Origin of the sequence: Anaerotignum lactatifermentans, from assembly GCF_014982935.1 — a bacterium.
GTDB classification, from domain to species: domain Bacteria; phylum Bacillota; class Clostridia; order Lachnospirales; family Anaerotignaceae; genus Anaerotignum; species Anaerotignum lactatifermentans.
This window is the reverse complement of sequence record NZ_JADCKK010000097.1, coordinates 1-5,880: the sequence shown is the minus strand read 5'-3', so window position 1 is coordinate 5,880 and position 5,880 is coordinate 1. Positions and strand designations below refer to the sequence as shown.

At 37.9% G+C, this 5,880-nt stretch carries 5 protein-coding genes, 1 rRNA gene and 1 pseudogene; 4 read left to right on the top strand and 3 right to left on the bottom strand.

All coding sequences use genetic code 11. The features are described 5' to 3' along the window. Together INF29_RS13725 and INF29_RS13720 are read right to left on the bottom strand one after the other, a co-directional pair. Positions 1-82 (bottom strand): 16S ribosomal RNA (locus tag INF29_RS13725); the annotation flags it as partial. Positions 83-662: 580 nt separating this feature from the next. Continuing rightward, positions 663-896, bottom strand: a complete 234-nt coding sequence (locus INF29_RS13720; RefSeq protein WP_072853881.1) for a hypothetical protein — start codon at positions 894-896, stop codon at positions 663-665. A 111-nt stretch (positions 897-1,007) separates the two neighbouring features. On the opposite strand from INF29_RS13720, the gene INF29_RS13715 reads away from it, so the two are divergent. The 3 genes and pseudogenes from INF29_RS13715 to INF29_RS13705 all read left to right on the top strand — a co-directional run bounded on the left by INF29_RS13715 (position 1,008) and on the right by INF29_RS13705 (position 3,831). After that, on the top strand, positions 1,008-1,226 hold the full coding sequence (locus tag INF29_RS13715) for a helix-turn-helix domain-containing protein (protein ID WP_072853879.1): 219 nt from the start codon (positions 1,008-1,010) through the stop codon (positions 1,224-1,226). A 216-nt stretch (positions 1,227-1,442) separates the two neighbouring features. After that, a complete protein-coding gene (locus INF29_RS13710; protein WP_193487267.1) occupies positions 1,443-2,363 on the top strand; it encodes an aldo/keto reductase in 921 nt (306 codons plus the stop codon). Positions 2,364-2,671: 308 nt separating this feature from the next. Next, a pseudogene (locus tag INF29_RS13705) lies at positions 2,672-3,831 on the top strand (IS3 family transposase). Between the two features lie 367 nt (positions 3,832-4,198). On the opposite strand, the gene INF29_RS13700 reads toward INF29_RS13705, so the two are convergent. Then, the gene (locus INF29_RS13700; protein ID WP_193487265.1) at positions 4,199-5,326 is read right to left on the bottom strand and encodes a GGDEF domain-containing protein; all 1,128 of its coding nucleotides are present in this window, start codon (positions 5,324-5,326) and stop codon (positions 4,199-4,201) included. Between the two features lie 421 nt (positions 5,327-5,747). On the opposite strand from INF29_RS13700, the gene INF29_RS15430 reads away from it, so the two are divergent. After that, positions 5,748-5,880 (top strand): transposase (locus INF29_RS15430; protein WP_408626519.1); only part of this gene is annotated, 133 nt, incomplete at its 3' end.

Below are 5,880 nucleotides of genomic sequence, written 5' to 3'. Positions count from 1 at the left end.
ATTTTAAATATCTTCGTTCGACTTGCATGTGTTAAGCACGCCGCCAGCGTTCATCCTGAGCCAGGATCAAACTCTTATATTAAAGTTTAATGCCTAGCCAGTTAATCTGGCTATCCTCCGGTTTTTTTCGAAACCGGCAAACTCTTGTCATTATTTTTGTCAGTTGTCGTCTTTTTTCGCTTTGCGAAAAACCGTTCGTTTCTCACCATTTCGCTCCCTCTGACACTTTGCAGTGTTAGGTCGGTCGCTCCATAAACGGTTCGAAACTCACTGACCGAATTGACTATAGGTTGTAAGTTTATTTCTGCTGTTTAGTTTTCAAGGATCAGTCTTTTTGTTGCTCACACCGCTTCGGTGTCAGCTCATTTAGTTTATCAGGTTTGTTTTATTTTGTCAAGTACTTTTTTAAGAACTTTTCGGTCATTTCTGACCATTTATTCTCAAACCCGATATTTTATTTTCGCCATCTTTTCGATGACGCTTGAATATCTTACCAGATTTCTTTTTTCTTGTCAAGTACTTTTCTAAGTACTTTTTTCTGATTTTTCAATTTTTATTGAAAAACAGGCTTTTCTCACCCTTCAGATATTCGATTTTTTTCTGCTCTCTTGCGAGTGCTTGATTATTCTATCAGGTATCTTTTCATCTGTCAACTACTTTTTTCAATTTTTTTCATTTTTTTGTGATTTTTCTTTTTTCTCCCCATTTTCCCTCAAAACTGCATCCAGCATCTTCTTGTCAATTTCCTGTTTTATCTGACTCTCACCGCATCCCCCTATGTCTTTTCGCACCACTTCCCCCGTTCCATTGCCCCGCTCCACCAGAAAAGCAAAGGGTGTTCCTTCCGGTCCTTTTATATAGATCTTCTCTTGTTGATACTCCTCTGCCTTCTCCATAAGCTCCCTGCGCATCTGCCCATCTGCATTCCCTCCACTACAGCCGCATACCATCGTCACAACACTCACCACCAGAAAAATCTGCCTAACCCGCATAAATAAGTGACATGTTTGATTGACTACGCGCCTTTTTGGCAAACATTAGAAAACTCCGACGAAAATTGGTATACACTCACCACCAAACACCACCTGTCTCATAGTACCCTTCATCGCTTGAAACACAATAAAGATATTTCCACCAAAACCATCAATGATCTTTGCCGCATCCTGGACTGCCCAGTGGAATCCATCCTGCGATATATCCCCAGCGAATCCGACCAGGCATTATAATAGAAAAAAGAACCTAAGGACATTTTCATAAGAAAACAAAGAAAGCTGAAATTCTTATCTTAAAGGTTTCAGCTTTCTTTGTTTTACGAGGATTTTATTTCGTATGTTTTCTTACCAGCAAGTTGCTGTTATTGTTTTCTAAAAATCACCTTGACTTCCCCCACCATAGAAGTATCATGGATTTAACAGCATACGAAACACAAAGGAGGTTTCTATATGAAACAAGTCACCATCGGCAATCGCAACGTTCCTGCCATCATCCAGGGATGTATGCGCATCGGCAATCTGGATACAAAATCCCTGCAAAACCTCATAGAAAAACAACTGGAATCCGGTGTCAACTTCTGGGATCACGCGGATATTTACGGCGGCGGCACCTGTGAAACCATTTTCGGGGAAGCCCTGCACCAAATGCCCGGCATGCGGGATAAACTTATTCTCCAGAGCAAATGCGGCATTCGCCCTGGTGCATTTACCTGCTATGACTTTTCCAAAGCGCATATCATCCGCAGCGTAGAAACCAGTCTGCGCCGCCTGCAAACAGACCGTCTGGATTATTTGCTCCTTCACCGTCCCGATTTGCTCATGGAACCGGAAGAAGTGGCAGAAGCCTTTGACCAACTGGAATCCCAAGGAAAAGTTCTTCATTTCGGTGTCAGCAACCATACCCCCAGCCAGATAGAACTGCTGAAAACCTGCGTCAAACAACCACTGGAAATCAATCAGCTGCAATTTTCTCTGGCGCACACCCTTCTGCTGGATGCACCTGCTTATCTGAACACCACAGACAGCCACGGCATTTCCCGTGATGCAAACGTATTGGATTACTGCCGCCAGAACCATATTACCATCCAGTGTTATAGTCCTTTCCAGTATGGTGTATTCGAAGGCACATTCATCGGCAATCCCGATTATGCCCAACTGAACGCTGTCCTGACTCGTCTAGCGAAAAAATACGACACCACAGAAAACGGCATAGCCGTAGCATGGCTTCTGCGCCATCCTGCCAACATGCAGGTGGTTGTAGGTACAACCAATGCCGCCCGTATCCCCGGCATCGTCAAAGGGGCGGAAATCACCCTCACAAGGGAAGAATGGTACGAGCTCTATGCCGCCGCTGGGAATAAACTGCCTTGATTCGTTTTTAAACTTCCGTAATAGAAAAAAGCCGAAATCTTCGAAACAAAAGATTCCGGCTTTTTTCATTTGGACGAAGCTCTCCCTTTTTCTCCTCTCCATATCCCATTCCTCTCGTTTTCCATTTTTATTAACTCCAATACCTCCCCTTCTTCCCATTCTCCACTTTCCTTTGCTCCACCTCATCCCATTTTCTCCCACACCCCTTTTTCTCTATTCCAATACACCCCATGGATCTATATTAAAAAAGTGGACACATAAAGTAACTATCTATTACAATAAAGTAGACACCAAAAGGAGGTATTTACATGTCAACAAACAGCAAAGGTATTCGCTATGACGAAGACTTCAAAAGAACACTCGTAAATCTATATCAATCTGGTGGCAAAACACAAACTGCCCTTTGTAAAGAATACGGAGTTTCTCAGACTGCTCTCACTCGCTGGATCAAGCAATACTCCACTGTTGAAACATCTAATGGTGAAATTCTGACTGCGAAACAGATTCAGGAACTCCAGAAAAGAAATGCGCAGCTTGAAGAAGAAAACCTCATCCTAAAAAAAGCGATTGCCATCTTCACGCCACACTCAAACAAAGATTAAGTGCAGTTTATAAGCTTCGATTCCAGCACAATATCAAAACCCTCTGCCGTGTACTCAACGTAAACCGCAGCACTTATTACAAACATTTTTATTCTCTGCCTTCTTCCAGAACCATTGAGAATCAGAACATCAAACAAATGATTCTGCACATTTACGCTGACTACGATAAACGCATCGGTGCTTATAAAATCGCATATATCTTAGGTCGTGACTATGGCATTTGTATCAGCGTCGGTCGAGTGTACCGCCTGATGCGTTCCATGTAGCTTCCACCTATGTCCACAATAAAACCAAAATCCATTTCTCGCCCAAAAGAGTCGTCTGGTTGTTATGCTGATCACCTGCATCAAGACTTTCATCAAAAAGCTCCCAACTTGGTCTGGACAAGTGATTTTACGTATCTCAAAGCCGGAGGTAAGTGGTATTATCTTTGTATCATTATGGATCTTTTTTCCAGAAAGATTATCTCCTGGAATATATCATCCAAACCCAATGCAGATCTGGTCATCCAGACCTTTCAGAAAGCATATTATTCCAGAAACTGTCCAGCTGGACTGATGTTTCACTCTGATAGAGGATCACAGTACACAGCCTTTGCATTTCGAAAACTGCTTGATGAACTGAATGTTATCCAGTCCTTCTCGAAAAAGGGATATCCTTTTGATAACGCCTGCTGCGAAAGTTTCTTCAAATATCTCAAAAAAGAAGAAACCAACAGGCGTAATTTCCGTACCTATCGTGACCTATACCACTCTGTCTTCCAATATATCGAAGGCTTCTATAACTCTCGCAGACCACATGGTTCTTTAGGCTATCTGACACCAAACGAAATGGAAGCAACATTCTGGGATCGGCAAGGAATCTAGCCGTTCCCGGAAAATATATTTAAAAATCGTGTCTTTTTTATTGACTATAGTCCAGTTTGCCCCAAAAGAGGTTATCATATTAAAAAACAATGAATTTAATCATTTACAAAAACATCTTATCATTTTTTCCATATAAAAATCTCTTTGTCATTGAACTTCTTCTCAGCATCATATGTTGATAATTCTTATTCTTTTTTCTTTCCAAATATTGTGTCGATTTCGAGAAACAAAAAAGCCAGCAATTGCTGACTTTTTTGGCATAATTTCATTATAAATCTATGTTTACGTTGTTTCTAGAAAATGTTATACTCATAAATGTTCAATAAATCATATTTTTTATTTACACAGAAATCACACAAATAAATTTTTATTTTTTCTCCTTGTATCTCATTTTCTTATTTAATTTATTCCTATACATTATGTCATCAGCTTGTTTTAATAAAATGGACGGATCTTTAACGGCATATGGCGGCTTACACACAACAAAACCTGCACTTACCTGATTAAACTCGCAAGGAGCATCCTTATCCCAATTTTTACATTGGGCTATTGTATCAGCAATTTCTTCAGTTAAAACGCCATAATATATTGCAACAAACTCATCGCCGCCATATCTATAAAGCTTTCCATTATCTTTCAGCTCATCAGAACACACTTTCCCAAAATGTATCAGATACCTGTCACCAACATCATGACCGTATTGGTCGTTAATAAGCTTAAATCTGTCTAAGTCAAAGAACATAATAGAAAAAACCTGATTTTCTTCTATTAAAATACGGATATGTCTCATCATTTGTACCCTGTTTCCAAGACCTGTTAATGCGTCATCTGAAACTTTTTTCTCCAACTCATTAATTTTAACCGAACTATTTATTACTTCATAAACAATGGAATAGAATAAGTAGTTGGATGCAAGAAATATAGCCAACACAACAATTTGCAGTAAATTTCTTTCGCTGCATAGAAAAATTATATGAAGAATAAATAGTGTAAAGAAGTTAAAATATACGCTTATTTCCAAATATCTAAACTGTGTTTTTCGAAAATCATGCATATTCTGGAAAATATAGATATATTTGGGAATCACATAATTTCTAAATGGAATAAATGTTGCTAAAAATAATACCGTTTCAATTATTATCAAAGATAAGTCATAATTTAAAAAGTCCCCAAGATACACCATCTGTATAGAAACAGCCAATATTCCAAGAGTATACGTCCAACTCATACACATATTAAGAAAAAGTCTTTCTATTTTTTCATCATATAAAAATTTCAAGGGAATTATGTATAAAAATCCAAATATCGAAAACTTACCGTCTCCGTTAAAAACATCTCTTTTAAAAAGTGCTGCGGGCAAAATACATAATACAGTAAAAAAGAAAAATACCGCTACCATTTTAAATTTTGAATATTTCCTTTTAAAGCAATGATCTAAAGTAATTACGTTAAAAACTAACACTTCAACCATAGGCAAAATATACACATATTCCATAGATGTCACTCCAAAATATTTTAAACCAAAAACATAATATATTCATGCTTGGTTCATTTATATATGTTATTTTATGAGAATATTATATCAAAAACTAAAAAAGTCAACAACGTTTAAATATCAGATTTCAAAGAACCTCTATTAAGCTATGACAAGTTAGAGGTTTTAGTATAAAGTTTTTTATAAATTTTCTCATTGGATAGTAATTGCTCTTCCACTTTCAACACCACTAATTTTTTTAGATTCATGGCAAGAAATTTAACTGTACTACCCATCTAATTACACATTTTAAAAATAGGTCGGTACATATCACATTCAATACCTTTTTTCGTCCGCAAAGATTTTGGATCTATATTAAAAAAGTGGACACATAAAGTAACTATCTATTACAATAAAGTAGACACCAAAAGGAGGTATTTACATGTCCACAAACAGCAAAGGTATTCGCTATGACGAAGACTTCAAAAGAACACTCGTAAATCTATATCAATCTGGTGGCAAAACACAAACTGCCCTTTGTAAAGAATACGGAGTTTCTCAGACTGCTCTCACTC

Bases quoted from the DNA above. Each gene is read 5' to 3' on its own strand.
- INF29_RS13700 (WP_193487265.1), bottom strand. From the start codon at position 5,326: ATGGAATATGTGTATATTTTGCCTATGGTTGAAGTGTTAGTTTTTAAC.
- INF29_RS13720 (WP_072853881.1), bottom strand. From the start codon at position 896: ATGGAGAAGGCAGAGGAGTATCAACAAGAGAAGATCTATATAAAAGGA.
- INF29_RS13710 (WP_193487267.1), top strand. From the start codon at position 1,443: ATGAAACAAGTCACCATCGGCAATCGCAACGTTCCTGCCATCATCCAG.